Source organism: Romboutsia sp. 13368, assembly GCF_018336475.1.
In the GTDB taxonomy this organism is placed as follows: Bacteria; Bacillota; Clostridia; order Peptostreptococcales; family Peptostreptococcaceae; genus Romboutsia.
Map to the genome: position 1 here is coordinate 603,181 of NZ_CP048741.1, position 5,543 is coordinate 608,723.

Sequence of the window (5,543 nt, forward strand, 5' to 3'; positions counted from 1 at the left end):
ATATAATWAWTACATAAATAAATAAGTTCCCATAAAGGGGAGTAGCTTTCACATTAGTGATAATCAATCGTCACTTCGGATAATATCCCGGTTGATTAGCGAGTATTAACTTGTTAGCAAGACCTTTAACGTATACAAAATATACGCTAAGGGTCTTTTTTATTTTCAAAAAATTAATGAGAAAGGGATATGTGTATGTTTTACAAAAAAAATACTCAAGAAGTAATGAAATTATTAAATAGTAGTTTAGAGGGAYTATCTAAAGAAGAGGCACAAGAAAGACTTGAAAAGTACGGATATAATGAATTAAAGGAAAAAGAAAAAAGTAGTGTTATAAAACTATTTTTAGAAACATTTAAAGATCCTTTAGTAATAATTCTTTTGATAGCAGCTTTAGTTCAAGTATTTTTAGGAGAAGTTATAGAATCAGCTATAATACTTGCAGTTGTTACTTTAAACTCAATACTTAGTGTTGTTCAAAGTAAAAAAGCAGAAGGATCACTTGATAGTTTAAAGAAATTATCAATTCCATACACTAAAGTAATAAGGGATAATGAGAAGATAACAATTTCATCTAGAGAATTAGTAGTAGGTGATATTGTACTTGTAGAGGCAGGAGATTATGTACCTGCAGACGGTAGAATTATAGAATCTCAAAGTTTAAAAATAGTAGAGGGAATGATTACAGGAGAATCAGAACCAATATTAAAAATAGAAGAAGAAATACCACTAGATAGTGCTTTAGGAGATCAAAAAAATATGGTATTTAGTGGTTCTATGGTAGTTTACGGTAGAGGGACATTTATTGTAACTAATACAGGAATGAATACTGAAGTAGGTAAAATTGCTAATTTACTTGATAATGCAGAGAGCAAGCAAACACCGTTACAACAAAAGCTAGATGAATTTAGTAAAAAGTTAGGTATAGGTATATGTTGTTTATCTGCTATGATATTTGCAGTTCAAGTAATGAGAGGCGGAGATTTAGCAAGTTCATTTATGTTTGCAATAGCTATAGCAGTTGCAGCTATTCCTGAAGCACTATCTTCTATAGTAACTATAGTTTTAGCAGTTGGAACAAATACAATGGCTAAAAAACAAGCAATAGTTCGTAAGTTACCGGCAGTTGAAACATTAGGTTCAACAGGTATAATATGTACTGATAAAACTGGTACATTAACTCAAAATAAAATGACAGTAGTTGATGTATATACTTATGAAAATAAAAATTTAATTTTAGCAGACAATGTAGATGGTAATGAAGTAGCAGCAACAAGTAGTTCTATACAAGATAGATATCTTACTTTAGCATCAATTTTATGTAATGATTCAGATGTAAATAATGAAGGTATTGAAATTGGAGATCCAACTGAAGTTGCACTTATAAACTATGCATCTTCAAATAACATAGATTATAAAATGCTAAGAGAAAAATATATTAGAATAGGTGAAATACCTTTTGATAGTGATAGAAAATTAATGTCTACAGTAAATAAAGTTGATGATGAAACTATAATGTTTACTAAAGGTGCACCAGATGTTATTTTTAGTAGATGTAAGTATGCTTTAAGTAATGGTGAAGTAGTAGAATTTAACGATGAAATAATAGATGAATATAGAAAAATCAATGAAGATTTCTCTAATCAAGCATTAAGAGTATTAGCATTTGCTAGTAAAACAGTAAATAATAATGTTGAGTTAACTATAGATGATGAAAATGAATTAACATTAATAGGTCTTATGGCAATGATTGACCCTCCAAGAGAGGAAGTATATGAAGCTGTTAAAAATGCTAAAAATTCTGGTATAAAAACTATAATGATAACAGGTGACCATAAGACAACAGCAATGGCAATAGCTAAAGATATAGGGATAATGGAAAATGGTGATTTAGCACTTACAGGAAAAGAATTAGATGATTTAAGTGAAGATAAGTTAGATAAAATATTAGATAAAGTATCTGTATATGCAAGGGTATCGCCTGAAAATAAAATAAGAATAGTAAGAGCATGGCAAAGAAAAGATAAAGTATGTGCTATGACTGGTGATGGTGTAAATGATGCACCTGCATTAAAACAAGCTGATATTGGTATAGGTATGGGAAGTGGAACTGAAGTTGCTAAAGATTCATCTGATATGATTTTAATGGATGATAACTTTGCAACTATAGTTAAAGCTGTTGAATCAGGAAGAACAATTTATAACAATATTAAAAAATCAATAACATATTTATTCTCAGGTAACTTAGGTGGGATAATTGCTATAGTATTTGCATTATTTGCAAATTTACCTAATCCTTTTACAACTATACAATTATTATTCATAAATCTAGTTACAGACTCACTACCAGCTATAGCACTTGGACTTGAAAAGCCAGAAAAAAATATAATGAATGTACCAGTAAGAGATTCTAAAGAGTCAATATTAGATAAAGATACATTAAAAGCTATATTAGTAAAAGGTAGTATAATAGGTATAGTAACTATAATTGCTCAGTATGTAGGTATGAAAAACTCACCAGAGTTAGGCTGTGCAATGGCATTTTTAACTTTAACTTTATCGAGAATACTACAAACATTACCATCAAGATCTAATACAGAAACTATATTTAAATTAGGAATTAAAACTAATAAATATGCATTAGGTGCAGTGGTAGTTTGTTTAGGAATGTTATTAATAACATTATTACCATTTATGAGAACAGTATTTGCAATTCCAGCATCATTTGGATTAGAAAGCTTTATAGTTTGTTTCGCTTTAGCTTTAGTATCAACTTTAATGATGGAAGCTGTTAAGTTTATAAAAACAAAATAGAGTAGCGATATAAAAAAGATGTATATATAATTAAATTATATACATCTTTTTTTATTGAAAAATAAAATTACAGTATAAAAAAACTTTAAAAAAAGTATTGACGATATAAAATAAAGATGATATAATTAAATTATATACATCTTTTTTTATTGAAAAATAAAATTACAGTATACTTTGGTTTACTAATAAAACATATTTTAGTAATATATTATATGACATTATAAATAAGCATTACGTAGTTTTGGGAGGAATAATAAGTTGTTAAAAAAGTTATTTAACCGTTTTAAGAAAAAAACAGAGGAGAGTAAAATTGTAGAAGAGAGAGAAGAAGTAATAGATAATGAAATAATAAATACTTTAGATGAAATAGCAGTAGAAGAAAAATCTGAAATTGAACTTGAAGAAAAAAATGAAAATATTACTGAAAAGGTTGACAATTCAGATGAAATAATAGACTCTGCTTTAGAAGCAGAAGCAGAAGCAGAAGCAGAAACAAAAACAGAAGCAGAAGCAGAAGCAGAAGCAGAAGTAGAAGCAGAAGCAGAAGCAGAAGCAGAAGCAGAAGCAGAAGCAGAAGCAGAAGCAGAAGCAGAATTTGATGAATATGATAAAAAGTACATATTAGATGCAAAAATAAAAAGAGGAAAAGCTTTAAAGGTAATTGATGTATATNAGTACATATTAGATGCAAAAATAAAAAGAGGAAAAGCTTTAAAGGTAATTGATGTATATACAAATGAAGAAACAATATATGATACATATAAACAGTGTAGTAAAAATTTAAAAATACCAGTTGAGTATATAGCAGAAAATTTAAGATATGGTCATACAGATTATTTAGGAGAAGCTATAAAATATTTAAGTAAAGAATTAAAATTAAGTGAATTTAATAATGATTATATAAATAATAAGAAAAGTCCACTAGAAATATTTAATGAACTAAATAACAAAATATTTGATGCAAATATATCTGAAATTAAAAGAGATGAAATATTATCAAACCATAAAATAGATCCTATAAAAATGCACTATAAATTTGAATCTTTAGATAATGAATATGATGGATATTATAGAAAATATAAATCTATAATTAAAAGAGGTGGAAAAAAGAAAATTGAATTATTAAATACTAAGGGTGAAGTAATAGAAGTATTTAAATCATTAGATGATTGCTCGAAGTATTTAAATAAGAGTAAAATGGAAATAACTAATATGCTTAAATATAAGGAAAATAAAGTTGGAAGATATGAAATAAGATATAGTTTAAGAAATATTTAAATTCATTTTAAATTCATGATACTTTCAAAATTTATTCACACAATTTAATTATACATATTGTAATATAAAACTAAGTTTAATTTTTAGGAGGAAGAAATGTCTGAARATAAAAWAATWTTTAGGAGGAAGAAATGTCTGAAGATAAAAAAATATCAAAAGAAAATGAAGAATCAAAAATAGAATCTTCTATAGAAGAAAAAACAGAAAATAATAATGATGAATTAACTGAAGAAGTTGTAGATAATAAAGAGGATAAAAGCTCAGAAATAATAAATACTGAAGAATCAGTAGAAAATAATACTAAAAGTAAATTAAAAAAATTTAAACATGGTAAATCTATAATTGCAATGGCTGTTGTAGGATGTATTTGTTTAGGTTTAGGATTTACATATGGAAAATCTGTAGGAAGAGTATTACCTGCAACATCAAGAAATTATAGAAGTAACAAGGTTATAGCAACAGTTGGAGATACAAAATTAACTGGTGAACAACTTAGACAAAAAATAGAGCCTTTATTTTATATAAATGCAAAAACTAAAATGACTGATGAAGAAATAGATGCTTATGAAGCTAGTATGATAGATTATATGACTACAACAGAGGTATTATATTTAGAAGGTAAAGCAGAAGGAATAAAGGTTGAAAAAGAAGATGTAGAAAGTGAATATTCTTCTTTAATATCAAGTTTAGAGCAAACTTACAATATAACAGAAGATGATTTAATAAATAAATGTAATATTCCTAAAGAAGATATATTAAAAGAATTAGAAAAAGAATTAATTGCTGTTCAATATATAGGAAAAGAATCAGAAGTAACTGAAAAAGAAGCAGAAAATTATTATAATAAAAACAAGGACGAATTTTTAACAGTTAGAGCATCTCATATACTAATTAAAAATACAGATGATGAAGGAAATTCTGTAAGTGATGAACAAAAGAAAAAGAATAAGGAAAAAGCAGAAGATATATTAAAACAAGCTAAAGAAGGAGTAGATTTTGCTCAATTAGCTAAAGAATATTCAGAAGATACTAGTAGTGAAAAAGGTGGAGATTTAGATTTCTTTAGCAAAGGTCAAATGGTAGAGCCTTTTGAAAAAGCTGCATTTTCATTAAAAAATGGTGAAATATATCCAGAGGTAGTAGAGACTGATTATGGATACCATATAATTAAAAAGACAGATGAAAAGTATGAAGACTTTGACACTATAAAGGAAGAGTTAGTATATACTTTAGGATATGAAAAGCAAAGTAATATATTAGATAATTTAATTGAAAAATATAATGTAGAAATTAAGTAGATAAAATATCTCAAAGTATTAAAATATTATTAGTACTTTGAGATATTTTTTTATAAATATAGTTTAAAAATAAAATCATATATTTTATACTTAAGTARTATTTTTAGATTTTTMATTTGATCAATTAGATTTTTATTAAACTCAAGAGTAAGA

The 5,543-nt window shown here is 26.3% G+C and carries 2 protein-coding genes; both read left to right on the top strand.

What is annotated here, in order from left to right:
- Window positions 1–195 precede the first annotated feature (195 nt).
- Window positions 196–2,814, top strand: a complete 2,619-nt coding sequence (locus tag G3997_RS02515) for a cation-translocating P-type ATPase (protein WP_296647579.1) — start codon at window positions 196–198, stop codon at window positions 2,812–2,814.
- A 1,409-nt stretch (window positions 2,815–4,223) separates the two neighbouring features.
- Complete coding sequence (locus G3997_RS02520) at window positions 4,224–5,390, top strand: peptidylprolyl isomerase (protein WP_296647583.1); 1,167 nt, start codon at window positions 4,224–4,226, stop codon at window positions 5,388–5,390.
- Window positions 5,391–5,543: the final 153 nt, after the last annotated feature.